The sequence below is a fragment of the Bacillus sp. FSL K6-3431 genome (assembly GCF_038002605.1).
In the GTDB taxonomy this organism is placed as follows: Bacteria; Bacillota; Bacilli; order Bacillales; family Bacillaceae_C; genus Lederbergia.
Genome location: NZ_JBBOCT010000001.1, coordinates 4,520,623 through 4,535,294, shown reverse-complemented (window position 1 = coordinate 4,535,294; position 14,672 = coordinate 4,520,623). Strand labels below are relative to the sequence as shown.

Sequence of the window (14,672 nt, the reverse complement as noted above, 5' to 3'; positions counted from 1 at the left end):
AAAGGCGGGGTATATTAGTATGAACCAAAGCACTAATATAAGACCAACAGCATGTGATAAGTCAGAGATTCCATTGGATCAAGAATGGATTACTTTATTCCTATCTGCAAAAGAGATTGGCTTAACTGTAGACGACATCCGCGCTTTTTTCCAGAAAACTAGTCAATTCAATCTCTCTGAACATTGAATTTATACCCAATGCTTCGAACGGTAATAATAAAAGATGGTTGCGTTGGGTTAGCTTCGATTTTTTTTCGTAGATTACTAATATGTACCATGACAGTTCGATGATCACCGAAACTTTCTTCACCCCAAACCAATTGAAAGAGCTGCTCCACTGTATACACTTTATTTGGATTTGCAGCCAAAAGACATAGGATTCTGTATTCCTTTGCTGAAAGTTGGATTTCTTCATCATTTGCTTTTACTGAATATGATTCTTGATTGATAACCAATCCCGGATATGCAATAATCGCCTGTTTATCATGTTCTTTTTCTAATTGATTGATCTGATTATCTAAAAGACGCTTTCGGCGTAGGTGAGCCTTTACCTTTGCAGTCAGAACAGACGGACTGAACGGTTTAGATATATAATCATCACCGCCAATTCCTAATCCTACAATCTTATCTACATCATCTTCTTTTGCGCTCAAAAATATAATAGGAACATCACTTTTTCGTCTAATGATTTGGCATACTTCCAAACCATCCAGACCTGGTAGCATTACATCTAAAATTATCAAATCTGGGTTTTCTTGATCAAAAAGCGTGAGGGATCCTTCCCCATGTTCAGCTTCAATCACATCAAAACCCGCTTTACATAAATAGAGCTGAAGTACTTTACGAATGTCGGCATCATCATCGACAATCAAAATCTTTTCCTTATTCAACACTTCCCCCTCCAATTTTTCCTCACTCTATGTCTTTATATTCATAAATTGATCTTACATTCGGATCCTAAACAATTTCAGTCAATTCATTTATATAGTAATACTTTTATATCGTCTATTCCTAGTTCAATTTTACCATTTCCAGCATAAATTAACTACCATTTTTTTCAAGCATTTGTCATAAAATCAAAAACCCTATGGGGTAATTTCCATAGGGCTTGCTTTTAAAAACATTATTCTTGGGCCAAGCAGTTCGTTTCCTCTTAGTGCTTAAGTAATTATGGCTGATAACTATTATTTGTTGTTTAATCGTATACTTATAGGCATACATTAAAGACTTTGCTTATTAATCTGTATGGTACTTTTTGAAACAACATTTTCAACGTCCGTTCCTTTTTTCTTCATTAATTTATTAGCAAAAGCCGTGATTAGAAATGAACAAATAAATGCCCCAATCATCGAAATAATGAATCCTATTACATTATTTGATGCAAAAGGTGCTACAAAAGAAGGTAAATAGGCGGTACCCCTAACATCAAATGCTCCAACAAGCGCTCCACCAACACCAGCAGACAATATCGCCCCTCCAAAGACGACTTTATTCGAGAACATAAACGGATAAGCTGATTCTACGAAAGTACCAAAACCAAGATTAATCATAAAGCCAGGTGTTGCTATTGCAGCCTCTCCTTTATCTCTAGGCGAAATGATATTCGCAAGATTAATTCCGGCAGCAACCATGACTAAAGAGACCATATCTACAGCTCCTAAGAAGCTATTTCCTGTTTTTTCCATTTCAAGCAAAACAATTGGTAGTATTGCCGCATGATATATGCCGCCTAGTATTGCTGGCCAAATTAATAACCCAGCAACAGCACCTGCAAGAACAGGACTGAATACTACGGCTTGTTCAATGATTAATTTAATAAAATCTCCAACCATTAATGCTACAGGTGCTACAAAATAAAATACAAGTAACCCAGATATAATTCCTGAAACCCCACCTGCAACGATATTAACAGTAGTCATTGGAAAACGCCATTGTACACATTTCAAGAATAATAACTGAACGAATAGTCCTGCTCCAATACCACCGATAATTCCACCGATAATACCGCCCTTTATTGACAAAACCCCAGCTATTATCCCTGCAACAATTGATACTTCATCTAAATCTGATACCTGTTTGGCCGCAATCGCGGCAATGACGACTGGAAGAGCTTGTAATAAAATATCAAATATTTCACCCAAACCAGATAAGGCCGGAATCTTACTTAATGCTAGAATAAGTGCTAGTGCAATAAATGCAGGTAGGGAAGAGATCATGATGCCCCTAATGTTTATTCGTTTTAAAGGATTCCCTGCTACATTATTTTTTCCAGACGGTTGACCAATTATCGGGTGATACTTGATTCCCCACAATTTACATAAAGATGAAATAAATGATATTGCCCTTGTTCGATTAGTAGTCCCAGTTGTACCAGAAGCGGAAATGACATTGGCTCCTTTAGAACCAATGATTGCCATAGATGTTCCACCTGTACCTACTATCGGAATCTTTTTCTCAATAGCTGCCAATATAGCATTTCTATTTGGGCCCTCTGGGTCGATACTCATCACGATTAGTCCATCAATTTTCCCATCACGGATTTTTTGAGCAATTTCTGAATCAAGCGTACTAGCTTCATGATTAACTTCTAGTAATGATCCTTCAAATATTCTCATAGGTATTTCTTCCTTAAGTGTAAAAAGAGTAGCTCTTGTATTTTTCTTCGCTACATCCATAGATACCTCAGCACCAATAAATTGGACGGCGCTAACATTCACTCCTGCAGAATCACTTTGAATTAATATTTCAGAGACAAGCCTTTTGGGATTCTTACCACCCAAATTATACAAATTCCCCCCACTGCTACCTAAAATTGCTACGTTTTTCACAACTTTCCCCCTAAACATCTCATTGCCATAATATAATGAATATTTATATATGATGTACGCACAATTTAATTGATTTCTGAAAATTTGTCAATATCAATTTTTTTATTATAACATTCTTTTTATTTTCCTCTCAAAGATTTAACTGTGTCTATGAGGTTAAACACAGCCTGATAAAATTTAATCTAAGAAACCCATCGACATCTTCTGTAAGCAATATACATTTAATAAAATATCATAAGATGAAACTAGCAAGCGTATTTTTCAAAATATTGTTTCCACTTCATAATTGTAAAATATCTATCTCCGTTACTATGTTTTATTTAAAAACTGTATTTGAATGTATCCATAGTTTTTTTATTTGTGTAAATTTCAATTTGAAGCATTCAAATACATTATTTACTATTCATAATTGAGACAAGCGCCTCAGCATGTTGTCCAAACTGTTGATCTCCCACTGTTATGTCGATAGCAATTCTTTCTCTATATCCTGTCGTTCCTTTAGGAATAGTAATAGAAGTTTGAAAACAAACACTTTTATTACCAGATACTATTCTTTCATATATTTTCTTTTCAACTTCCCAATCCTTAGGTGTAACCATGCTGGTTCTTACCAGTGTCTCTATTGGATATGGGTTTTTGATTTCTACTGTTACTGAAAAGGTTTCCCCTGCCCGCACAAATGATTGGTAGGGCAAGATTGTAGCTCCAAAACCTTCTACACCAAAATCGATTTCTTCTAAGGGAAGCAGATCATTATGAAGTTCTTGTAACAATATTCCTTTTTCCTCAATTAACTGGAGATAATCCTCAGTCACATAAATAGGGTCCCAATGGCCGGAAATAAGAATATCAGGTTTGATTTTTTTATATAGTTCGGCACTATCAACATAATCCTTTATTCGAAATTTGTTATGATAGACATAATTATAATCGCCCTCATCCCCTTGATATTGATCACCAATTGCTACTACCTGTTTTCCATCAATTTGAAAGCTAATAGCTACCGCGTATAGGGTATGGCCTGGCTGTTCATATAAAGTAAATTCATATTCTTCCCACTGGATTTTATGGTAAAGAGCCAGTTTCCTATCTACTTTTATTGAGTCGTACCAAAGGCACGGCAAGTTATAATTCTTTGGCTTCTCCAATATATTTGCAAAGTTTTCTGGACACCAGACTTCTGTCCCTTCTACATCCCTTAACAAATTTATTCCGGCAATATGATCATCATGATAATGAGTTGGAATAACAACATCTATTTTATTAACATTGAACTCCTCTTTCAACTTTGATAGGGTAGACAGCCAAGGTCTTCTTGAAGCTCGATCTGAACCAGCCGCCATTCCACCAATAAAATCGTAACCAAAATCAATAAATAATGCTTTACCAGTTTTCGACAATAATACATATGAATTTGCCATACTTGTGCGGTTTTTTAATAGATGGGGTGTTATCGCTTCATATGGTTTTTCTCGTAATTGTAAAAGTCTTGGATTTTGTTTTCGTGCTGTCATTAATTTAGTAAAACGTTCTATCAATAGATCTATCGCTTCAATTGGGTGATCCATGATATGACCATGGGATGGGAGCAACAAATCAAAGTTTTGATCTTTTAGGTCCAATAAAGAAAGTACACTTAATGCGATCCCTTCTCCGCCGTTATATGACCATTGAGTTGCTGACATTGACCAAACCTTTCCAGGTGCATAAATCAAATCTCCCGTGAAGGCAACATGTTTACCATCTATTTGTCCCATAATCGTAATAGACCCCATAGTATGACCTGGTGTTGGCAAAATGTTGAATTTCATCCCATGAAAAACATGCATAGAATAATCTTTTAATATATTATACACAGGTACAGAGTGAAGGATCGAAAACCTATCCTGTCTCATATTATAATTATTATCTATTTCTCTAGCATTCCAATGTTCATTCATTGAATGAAATAAATCTTGTTCTACATGTGGCACCCATATTCGAATACCTGCTTTTACTGCTTTATGTAAACCTTGGGCTTGATCCCGATGATGATGAGTCATAAGGATATCAGATACGCTTTTGATTCCTATCGATGAAAGCTTTTCTAATACCCCGCCATCCCCAAAATCGATTAGGATAGCAGTTTTTTCTTTTCGAATGATATAAACATTGCACGTATCCTCATATAGAAAAAGATTGGTAGAAATTTGTTTCATTGTAATTCATCCTCCCCTTTCCAATAAACCTACCTATCAAAGGGTTATAAGTTATCCACTCCGCCTGTCTTTCAAATGGGAAATTTCATTTTGTTCACCAGTACTATAAGTAGTTTCATTTTCGCTTTTTGATATTTGGCAAATGTTTATTCTCCAAATCATAAAGTTCATCCATGCACTATTTCTATAACTACTTCTTCTTTATATTTTGAGCAATCAATCGTATAGTAATTTTCCTCCATTTGTAAAATAGCAGTTTCCTTCCCATTAATTATTGCGGTTAGGTGTCTTTCAGTTGAAATAAATCCAAATTGACCGCCCTCTACTAAATGAATGACCAATTTATTTTCATAATGAAATTGTTTTGAAATCGTTAGTGGTGCCAAATATTTTCTGATTAAACCAATAGGGTTAACCTTTTCTACTAAAGGTATAATTAAAAATAATTGGGCCGCTTCTTTTTCTAGTGAAACGTCTAACTTTTCTTCCTTTCCGATTACTGTTATATCTTTATTAAAATAATCGTAAATGGCAAATTTATCTCCAGCAAGTCCTGGAACATCTGTTGGAGAAATTGTTCCATTTACCTGCTCATCGTGCAAATGGATGTTAAAAACAGCGATGATCCCTACACCATTTGTCGTATTCCAGATCTTTAATGGGACGGCATCTTCATTAGGATTTATGAATAAACAGTCTTTGGTTGGTAGTCCTGGTCGATCTGCTCGCAGAATCCGGCCATTGCTTAAAATTAATGGCCAAATTTTGGAAGGGTCTGTTTCACCTATACGGTCACTGAAATAGACTGGGCCACCGCTGACCGCTCTCAAAACAGCATTTTGTACATCCTCTTCATGTTTAGTCCAATACATGTCCCAATCTCCCCAATAGAAATGGCCATGATAAAAAGAATTATAGGCATTCTGGAGGGCATGTTCCTTAAAACTGATTTCTTCACCTGGAACAAAATCATCGCTATTTCTAGAAACAGCTGATATAGGACGATTCCAAATATTTTCAGAAGCCATCCCCATACAATTTAAAATGCACTGGTCAAAATGAATGCCGACAGATGCCTCTAATCCTACATGCGCTCCTCGAGCAGTTTTGCCAATTGCATCATGGTACATCATAAAATTATTAACGGCACTTTGACTATCTACTTTTACAAAGTCGATATGTTCCTTTTTAAGTGCCTTATGCCATGTATTCCAGAAATCAAAGCCTTTACTTGGATCGGGATTTGGAATTAACTTGTTACTATTTGTCATATAAAGAGATCGTTCCATTGTTTTTGCAAGATCGCTTTCAGGGTGAATACCTCCCCAATACCCAGTTATCGTATGCCATACGCCGACCCAGTTAACACCGAATTGTTCTTTAAGCCTTTTGGATATGGAGTGAAGCCCATTAGGGAACTTTTCCTTGTCTGCATCAAATGATACAAGACGATTTTCATTCACATTAAGCCAACCATCGTCAATCATTACCCATTTGACCGGTAGCTCTTTTTCCTCAAGTTCCTCCATTTTTTCAATGATTCCACTTTCACTAACTTGGTGATACAACGCATCCCAGCTACACCACCCGAGATATTCCAAAATTTCAGGATAGTGCTTATTTTCCCGTGGTAATGTTGGAAAGCCTAACATTTTCAGTGTTGCTATAATCGTTCTCTCGGAAAGTTTGAATGGATTATCGCCACTTCCAATTGCAAAGGCCAGTGTTTGGCATTGATCATATCCACCTGTAAAGGATGAAAGCTTAATAGTCAAGCCTTTTTCTCCACCTGCAAAATCTGTTCTGTACTCCTTATCAACAACAGGTATTATGTAATTGAGATTTTCTTCCGTTTTCCAAAGTAAAGATTGTGTCCTTTCCGGAAGAAATGAAATGTCATGGCCAAAGTAAGGGCGAGTCCACCAGTCCTTATGCTGATAGTTGGCCATTAAACCTTGTATCTCACCTATATCTCCAACCCTTATAGAAATACATCCTTCAGGTGCAAAGTAATGATGTCTGCCTTGTATTCTTTCATTTTTTATCGTGGCATCTACAAACGCAAAAGTGACTTCGTGATACACTTTCAGCTGTAGTGTTAATGATATTGTCTCTGCCGGATCAGAAAAATGATGGAGGATATTTTCATAGTTTCCTAGGTGATCTTTACCATTATGTTCAACTGTATCTTTGTACGTAAGTTCAACATTCGAATGATCATTTAATGTAACCGATAGGCCTATATCACCTAAAATGATATTGGATTTACAATGAATATTAATTTTAGGATGTGCCATTTTATCTCCTTCAAATAAGTAATGTTTTTAGTTTTTAAACCATTAGTAAGACCCGATAAGTATAAGTTCTTGATATAACAAAACCTCTTATTAAAATCATGTTCCCGCTTTCATTAATAAAGGCTATTGTATCCTTGTAACAAAGAAAGCTATGGATAGGGCACAAATGGAGAAATTATAATAGGTACTTTCAGATGTTACAATATTTGGCACGAGCTATTTAATGTTAGGAGTTTTAACTGCAGTATGTCCTAATCCAATAATAGGCTTTGTATATCCACAGTTCATCAACTTCCTTTCAAGCCAAGACTCTGCCTGTAGGAGAATTTCTTTTTCCCTTAAGAATGGACACTTTCTAATGTATTTAATGCTACAGACAAACTAGCATAGTCACCGACTTGTTCACCAAGCCCAGCAGATACAATCTCACATACTTCCAATGATTGCGGCAATGCTTCCTTTTTAAGAACCTCCAGCGCAATCGGCATTAATAATGATTGCTGTCGTCCATAAATGCTTCCAATGACAATACGTTCCGGATTCAAAATGTCTACAATAAACGCTAATCCTTTTCCAAGTTTTCTTGCCACGGTTTGAAATACTTCTATTGCAAGTGGATCGCCAGCCTGCGCTGCTTCCCCTACTTTCTTAGTTGTTATATTCGATATTTCATCTAGCGACTGACAAAATATAGTTTCGTTACCGTTAGAAAGATGCTCCATCGCTTTTGTCTGTGCCAAATTTGCGATTCCCCCGCCACTGCAAAAACCTTCAAAAGAACCCGCTTTTCCGTATCCTACCGGACCTTTCTCTTCCAATCGGACGTGACCAACTTCCCCAGCATTATCATTTGTTCCTGAATATAACTTTCCATCCAGAATCAAACCTGCTCCCATTCCGGTTCCAAAAGTAAGGAAAATCATGTTTTTGCACCCTTGTCCAGCCCCCCATTTCCATTCTGCGAGTGCACAAGCATTAGCATCATTCTGTAAACCGACGGGAACAGAAAATTGTTTTTGAAAAGGTCGAATGACATTAACATTATTCCAATTAGGCAAGTTTGGGGGAGAAAGGATTAGTCCACTTTTACTGTCCAATGGGCCTCCGCAACTGATACCAATTGAATCAATTGAATCCATGTTCAGATTATCCAAGAGATTCATTAATGTTTCGATCAGTTGCTTCAATGTTTGCTCCGGAGTGTCTGGAGTTAGGAAATGGTCTTTGGCGATCATTTCCACTGACTGGTCAGTAGTCTTTCCAATTGAAACTGCACATTTAGTACCACCAATATCTATTCCAGCTAGGATACTCATTGTCCAAAGAACTCCTCCTCCAACATGATGCAAAGTGTATGATAGATTGGTAAATGCCGCTCTTGTATATCAAGTGTGTTTTCCATTGGCACACATATCGTTACATCACATATTTTTTTCATCTGCCCACCATTTTTTCCAGTCATACCAATTGTTTTTAAACCTTTTGTTCGGGCTACTTTTAAAGCATTTAACACATTCTCCGAGTTGCCGGATGTACTTATACCAATTAGTGTATCTTCGTCTTTACCATATCCAAACACTTGCTGGGCAAAGATCATATCTGCTGCAACGTCATTGGCGAATGCACTAATTAATGCAGTATGGCTAACTAATGATATGGCAGGAAGCGCTGCTTGTAAATGACTTGACATATATTCAGAGTCAGCAGGGAAGTTGCGTTGTAGTTTCTGTTTAAATGGATCATCAACAGATCGTTTTAAACGAAAGCCTTTCATTAACTCACCTACAATATGTTCACAATCCGAGGCACTACCTCCGTTCCCACAGAGTAGTAGCTTTCCCCCATCATGATACGTTGCCTTAAGTAATTGAAAAGCTGTCTCTATATCTGAACTGCAAATGGACAAATCGGGATATTTTCTTACTAGGTTAATAAGTTCATAATCCATTTTTATCCTTTCTCCTCCTTCTCTTCATTATTTTCTTGATATGAAATTGCGATCACTTCAACGCCGAATTTTTCAATTTCTTTGCGAACTTCTTCGTTCACTAGATCACTGGTAATCAATATATCTACTTCATTAAAACCACAAAAGGAAGTAAGACCAGTCCTTTCAAATTTGCTATGATCAGCCAGTAAGACTACCTTTTTCCCAGCTGACACCATTGCCCGTTTTATTTCTGCCTCATATAGGTCTGAACTCATAAACCCTTGGTGAAGGGAAAATCCTGAAGTACCCAAAAATACATAATCCGCATTATACTTTTTAAGTTCATCTTCCACTTGCGGTCCGACTAAACTCATTGAATTTTTCCTCAGCTGACCCCCTAATAAATAAATAGAAGCTGCATCATTTTTACTACATTCTTCCACTACATTTAATCCATTAGAAATGACGGTTATTTTTTCCAAGTGATGCAAATATTTAACTGTGCACCACGTTGTTGTCCCCGCATCAAGAATGATAATTTGTTCTTCCTGAACTAATTTAGCTGCTCGTTTGCCGATTTCATTCTTTTCCTTAAAATACTGCAGTTTTCTTTGATGAACAGGTAAAATAAAATCTGGCGTCTTTTCTTGCTCTTCTATCAAAATAGCACCGCCATATTTTTTTTGGATGAAACCGTCTTTTTCCATTTGATTTAAATCCCGGCGGATAGTTTCCTTTGAAACGCCAAATTGCCGGACTAATTCAAGGGCCTCTACACTTCCATTTTCCATTAAAATTTCTCTAATTTTTTTTTGTCGTTCAACAGCCATCACTATGTACCACTCCTTCACCGGAAAAATTACAATTAACCAATTATTGACTTTTCAAATGAGTAAATGCTTGTTCAAAAAAGTTTGGTTGACCAAAACTACCCGATTTTAATATTAGTAAAATTGGTGGGTCGGAATATGAAACACACGAAGGTAAACCAGGTTGAATTTCCTTCCATACCCGCATCCCGTGAATGCCCATTTTACTACAAACGGCTGCAGAAGTATCTCCACCCGCTACAAGCAGTCTGTTTTGTCCGGTCCGATGTACAACCATTTGAACTATTTCGGCGATGGCTCCTGAAACTAACCTTGAGATTTCCGTTTGGTTAAAACCTTTGCACAATCCCAATGATTTTGTTCGCTTAACCGCTTCATTATCATTTGAAGAATGTAGAACAACATCAGATCCTTGTTGTATATAGGAAATAATTTGATGAGACAACTTTTCTAATATATAACTTCTTCTTTCTAGTTCAAACAATTGAAGCGTGTCGAGTTCAATGACAATTACACCTTTTTCTCGCATATAGTCAATTTGGCTTGCGGATTGTGGCATCAGGCTTCCTGCAGCACAGAGTAATCCATTATCATGTGAATAAGCTGGCAGGTCCAACGACAATTTCTCACCCTTTTTTTGTGGCCAAACGCTTGGAAGTTCTTCTGCCAATGCAGAGCTTCCACAAAAAACCGTAACATCATGAACAGCCTGTGCAATGATCCGAAGATCTTCTTGACCTTTTACATCAAAAATAACATAATTAAATTCCCCTTTAAGCTTTTCTAGTTCTAATATTATTGCCTTTGGCCCTTCCTGTATTACCTTATAGTTAATCAATCCCACTTTTCGTTTCGTTTGAGTTTGTAAAATCTCTACCAGGTTGGATCTAATCATCGGATGCATGGGGTCATTTCGGAACTCGGAGTCTTCCAACTTTTTACCATTAACGGAATGAATCCCTTCCATCGTTGTCCTCCCATTCTTGGGAAAGCCAAGAACAACAACTGCAAATTCCTCTCCTAATGCATCTAGCATTGCATCAAATTCAGCGCCAATATTCCCTCGAAAAACGGAGCAAGTTTTATTAAAAAACTGTTTAGCTCCCGCTTTTTTTAAGTTCATTGTCGCTTTATAGACTTTTTCATATGCGACATCAGGTTGATCAAAACGAGAGTCAGTATCCAATATCAAAGCATCACGCTTTTCTTTCGCTACATTTGTTAATAGATCCCATTCTTTATAATGAAAGATATCTGTTATATAGCTCGACTTAGCAAACATTATTCCTATATCATTTGAACCCGTAATATCATCTGCTACAACACCAATCATGATTTCACCACTTTCTTTTAGGCTTATAACCAGAATGATGAAGGAAGTCGTCTACCGTTTCATTTGATAATGCACTTAACTTAATATCAGACTTTTCCACAGTGACGATCATTCGGCAAACCATCTCAAGCGTCTGCAAACTCATACGCGCTTCTTGCACACTTGTATCATAGACGAGCACACCATGATTTTCCAAAAGGAGGATATTTGCCTTAGATGCCTTCTCTCTCACAGCTTCCCCTAACTCAACTGACCCTGGATGATGGTAGGGAACTCGCTCAATTCGTTCAAGATAATACATCGATTCCACAAATAGGTTTGCAGGTATTTCAATCTCAGAGCACGCAACCAATGTACTATAAAATGGGGATGCGTGAAGAATCGCATTTATCTCGGGTCTTTCCTCATAAATCGCCTTATGCATAGGCATCTCTTTCGATGGTTTACGATCAACGAAAGAAATATTCCCGTTAAAGTTACAATGTGTGAAATCACCTTCACCTAACTCACCCAAGTATGTTCCACTAGCTGTAATTAAATACTGATCAGCAGCAACTCGTGCACTAATATTTCCTGCATTACCCCAAGCTAATTGATTTTCCATCATATAATGTCCGACTGCCTGCAATTGGTCCCGAGCTTCAGCTCTGTTTATCAACTTCCCTCTTCCTTTCTTTTGAAAATGTAATAGACAGTTTCCCCCACCTGTAATATTCACTTTTAAGGTGAGGGGATTACTGCCTTTCATCAAGATAAATTTATTCGACCCATTCCAACATGTTTGTTTCTTTTACCGGTTCTGATTGCTCACTAGGAATGCGGAACGTCTTAATTTCCGATGGTTTAAACGTTGTGCTTATCACTCGATTCCATTTGGGTAATTCAATTTTCACTTTGGTTTCACTATTCGTTGTTTCATAGGCACGGACTATTAAATCATCATTGTCTTCTGCTTTTTTAATAACACTTACAATGATATTGTCTACATCAATCGATATGAAAGAATCCTTTTGTGGAAGCGCACCTTTATGATATGTCTCGATAATAGTTGTTGGCTTTTGATTCAATTCCGCTGCCTTTTTGACAATACCTGCTGTTTCCCAATTCCCTACATGTGGTACTAATGAATAGGTAAATGTTTGGATTCCTTGATCGATAAATGTATAATGTCCATCCGCTACCGGTTCAAGCGGATCATGGTGGGCATAAATCGGACTACGTAAAACCGTCATGCTCATTTCTTTATTATGAATATCAAAGCTGTATTTTCCATCATTTAAAATGCTTAGACCATACATTTCACCTGTGGATGGATGTGTCCCAGAGATATCAATCCAACTTTGTCCTGGTTCTTCCTCCCCATTACACTCTCTCACAATATGTCCATAAGGAATTTCATACGTTCCTTTTCTAAAGACAAGATCTACTGGGAACTTTAATTTCAAGGCTTTAAATTGTTCCTGCCAATTTACGGTTACGTGCACATCAATTTGGTTTAACTCACGATACATCGTAAAGTCTTGCACTAATACCGACTTTCCGTACTCACTAACGACTCGTATGACCGATTTAACCGAACCGTGTTCCACTCTTTGAACGCTTTTAGCGATGAATTGACCCGCTTCATCATTATAATGCAAGACATTATGGGACCATGTATCGCTCTTGTCATTCATTACAACAGGTCGTGCCCCGGGACCTTCAAGCAGTTCTAAGTTTTTCAATTTGTCAAAAAGACTTATCACATAGCCAGTCTTTGGGTCAATCTCCACACGATATGTATCGTTTTCCAACGTATGATCATTTGCTTTAATCGTTTGAAATTTCATGCTAGGATTTTGTTTTCTAATTTTGTATACGCGGTATCCCAATGCCGGTAATTCAGCTATAAAGCTGATGCGATATCTTCCTCCTGCAGTTGCCCATGATTGAACGGTTTGATGTGCTACTTCATTTCCTTCATCATCAACTAATACATAGGAATCTTTCAAGCCGCCAACTTCAAGTTCCACATTTACTTTGCTGTCCCATGAATGCGGATTAAAGACAACGATTGGTTTCATTCCTTCTTCTTCCTCAATATCAATTCGCCACGATAAAGATTGGATCGCATAGTTCAAACCCCTGCTGGCAATTGACATCGCTTCTCCGTGCATATTTCGGGCATCCTCATAGGCTGCCTCAAGACTTGTGCCAGCCAAAATATCATGGAATTGATTAAAAAGTACGTTCTTCCATGCCAATTCATAGTTTTCCGGATACTTTTGTCCCGTTGTCCAACTAGCAATTGATGAGAACTTTTCCGCCGTTTGTAATATATTCTCTGCTTCACGATTCCATTTCTTTATACCGGAATGGACGGAATAGCACCCACTTGCATGGTGTTGGAAGTCATCATGTACAACAGGGAATGGCAAGTCTTTTTTAATCACTTCAGCGAAATATCGATTTGGTGTACTGAATACAAGATTAGGAAACTCCGGGTCATTATTCATTCTTTTAATGCTTTCGATGTTTTCTATCGTTGGCCCACCTCCATGGTTTCCTACACCGTAGAAGCACATTAAATCATTAAAAGGAGCTTTTAATTCTCCAGCATTGCGACGAACATGCTTTTCAATGTCCTTGCCCCATGTGCAATATTCAAACGGGATTCTATACGTTAATACCCGAGACCCATCATCAGATTCCCACCAGAAGATACGTCCTGGCAGGCCTTTTTCTTGCGGGCTAGGTCGCATGAATATATAGTGATCCATCCCACTCTTTTTAAGAATTTGCGGTAGCATGCCATGATGACCAAAGCTGTCAACGTTATAGCCAACCTTTGCGGTTACACCAAATTTATTTTGAAAATAATGCTGTCCGTATAACCCTTGACGAACAAAAGATTCTCCACCTGGAATATTACAATCGGGTTGAATCCACCAGCCACCAACAATTTCCCAGCGCCCTTCTTTAATGCGTTGTTTAATCTCCTCAAACATTTCAGGTTCGTTATTTTCAATCCACTCATAATTAGCTGCTGAACTATTCGTAAAAATAAAGTCATCGTATTCCTTCATTCGATCAAGTGCCGAACGGAATGTTGCCTTTGTTTCCTGAAACCCTTCCTGCCATTGCCATAGCCACACTGGGTCCAAGTGGGCATTGCCAATCATATGCAATGTTTGTTGTTTCGTTTTTAAGACTTGTTCGTTTTTTACTAAAGTTGCTTCCTTCACGTTTAAGACCTCCCATTTTTATAAAACATGAC

The 14,672-nt window shown here is 37.5% G+C and carries 11 protein-coding genes; 1 reads left to right on the top strand and 10 read right to left on the bottom strand.

Going from position 1 to position 14,672, the window contains the following annotated elements:
* The first annotated feature begins 19 nt into the window (after positions 1 to 19).
* The gene (locus MHB53_RS21785; RefSeq protein ID WP_340922362.1) at positions 20 to 187 is read left to right on the top strand and encodes an anti-repressor SinI family protein; all 168 of its coding nucleotides are present in this window, start codon (positions 20 to 22) and stop codon (positions 185 to 187) included.
* Here MHB53_RS21785 and MHB53_RS21780 read toward each other — a convergent pair.
* From MHB53_RS21780 to MHB53_RS21735, 10 genes are all read right to left on the bottom strand, one after another.
* The gene (locus tag MHB53_RS21780) at positions 168 to 893 is read right to left on the bottom strand and encodes a response regulator transcription factor (protein WP_340922360.1); all 726 of its coding nucleotides are present in this window, start codon (positions 891 to 893) and stop codon (positions 168 to 170) included. The two genes, MHB53_RS21785 and MHB53_RS21780, sit on opposite strands and share 20 nt — an antisense overlap.
* Positions 894 to 1,220: 327 nt before the next feature.
* Complete coding sequence (locus MHB53_RS21775; protein ID WP_340922358.1) at positions 1,221 to 2,828, bottom strand: PTS sugar transporter; 1,608 nt, start codon at positions 2,826 to 2,828, stop codon at positions 1,221 to 1,223.
* 392 nt (positions 2,829 to 3,220) lie between these two features.
* On the bottom strand, positions 3,221 to 5,026 hold the full coding sequence (locus tag MHB53_RS21770) for an MBL fold metallo-hydrolase (RefSeq protein ID WP_340922356.1): 1,806 nt from the start codon (positions 5,024 to 5,026) through the stop codon (positions 3,221 to 3,223).
* 167 nt (positions 5,027 to 5,193) lie between these two features.
* Positions 5,194 to 7,323, bottom strand: coding sequence for a Sip1-related alpha-galactosidase (locus tag MHB53_RS21765; RefSeq protein WP_340922354.1), 2,130 nt, complete (start codon positions 7,321 to 7,323; stop codon positions 5,194 to 5,196).
* A gap of 338 nt (positions 7,324 to 7,661) precedes the next feature.
* Positions 7,662 to 8,639, bottom strand: coding sequence for an ROK family protein (locus tag MHB53_RS21760; RefSeq protein WP_340922352.1), 978 nt, complete (start codon positions 8,637 to 8,639; stop codon positions 7,662 to 7,664).
* A complete protein-coding gene (locus tag MHB53_RS21755) occupies positions 8,636 to 9,271 on the bottom strand; it encodes a D-sedoheptulose-7-phosphate isomerase (protein WP_340922350.1) in 636 nt (211 codons plus the stop codon). The genes MHB53_RS21760 and MHB53_RS21755 overlap by 4 nt, the downstream gene beginning before the upstream one ends.
* Before the next feature lie 2 nt (positions 9,272 to 9,273).
* Positions 9,274 to 10,083 carry a DeoR/GlpR family DNA-binding transcription regulator gene (locus MHB53_RS21750; RefSeq protein ID WP_340922348.1) on the bottom strand — a complete coding sequence of 270 codons (810 nt, stop codon included), beginning with the start codon at positions 10,081 to 10,083 and terminating at the stop codon, positions 9,274 to 9,276.
* A gap of 43 nt (positions 10,084 to 10,126) precedes the next feature.
* Positions 10,127 to 11,416, bottom strand: a complete 1,290-nt coding sequence (locus MHB53_RS21745; protein WP_340922346.1) for a four-carbon acid sugar kinase family protein — start codon at positions 11,414 to 11,416, stop codon at positions 10,127 to 10,129.
* Positions 11,417 to 11,420: 4 nt separating this feature from the next.
* On the bottom strand, positions 11,421 to 12,074 hold the full coding sequence (locus tag MHB53_RS21740; RefSeq protein ID WP_340922344.1) for a class II aldolase/adducin family protein: 654 nt from the start codon (positions 12,072 to 12,074) through the stop codon (positions 11,421 to 11,423).
* A 100-nt stretch (positions 12,075 to 12,174) separates the two neighbouring features.
* A complete protein-coding gene (locus tag MHB53_RS21735; RefSeq protein WP_340922343.1) occupies positions 12,175 to 14,640 on the bottom strand; it encodes an alpha-mannosidase in 2,466 nt (821 codons plus the stop codon).
* Positions 14,641 to 14,672 lie beyond the last annotated feature (32 nt).

Coding starts and splice junctions, on each gene's coding strand:
- MHB53_RS21785 (WP_340922362.1), top strand. CDS start 20: ATGAACCAAAGCACTAATATAAGACCAACAGCATGTGATAAGTCAGAG.
- MHB53_RS21770 (WP_340922356.1), bottom strand. CDS start 5,026: ATGAAACAAATTTCTACCAATCTTTTTCTATATGAGGATACGTGCAAT.
- MHB53_RS21765 (WP_340922354.1), bottom strand. CDS start 7,323: ATGGCACATCCTAAAATTAATATTCATTGTAAATCCAATATCATTTTA.
- MHB53_RS21760 (WP_340922352.1), bottom strand. CDS start 8,639: ATGAGTATCCTAGCTGGAATAGATATTGGTGGTACTAAATGTGCAGTT.
- MHB53_RS21755 (WP_340922350.1), bottom strand. CDS start 9,271: ATGGATTATGAACTTATTAACCTAGTAAGAAAATATCCCGATTTGTCC.
- MHB53_RS21750 (WP_340922348.1), bottom strand. CDS start 10,083: ATGGCTGTTGAACGACAAAAAAAAATTAGAGAAATTTTAATGGAAAAT.
- MHB53_RS21745 (WP_340922346.1), bottom strand. CDS start 11,416: ATGATTGGTGTTGTAGCAGATGATATTACGGGTTCAAATGATATAGGA.